Here is a 300-nt window from a genome sequence, read left to right on the forward strand (position 1 = left end):
CTGACATCCGGCGCTGGGAGCCGGACGCACAGGCCGATGCCGTGCTGCTCGACGCCCCCTGTTCGGCAACCGGCATTTTCCGCCGCCATCCCGATGTGCTGCACCGCATCGAAGACCGCCAGATCGACGAGCTTGCCGCGCTGCAAGGCGAGTTGCTCGCGCGCGCCGCCGGTTGGGTCAAGCCGGGCGGGTCGCTCGTCTATGCGACCTGCTCGCTGGAGCGCGCCGAGGGGGAGGCGCAGATCAAGGCGTTTCTGGGCACCAATTCGAAATGGCAGATCGACCCCGTACGGCCTGACG

The 300-nt window shown here is 68.3% G+C and carries 1 pseudogene; it reads left to right on the forward strand.

From position 1 onward, the window contains the following. Positions 1-300: pseudogene (locus FLQ44_RS21760) on the forward strand (hypothetical protein); the annotation flags it as partial.

It is taken from the genome of Vogesella mureinivorans (assembly GCF_007644035.1).
GTDB classification, from domain to species: domain Bacteria; phylum Pseudomonadota; class Gammaproteobacteria; order Burkholderiales; family Chromobacteriaceae; genus Vogesella; species Vogesella mureinivorans.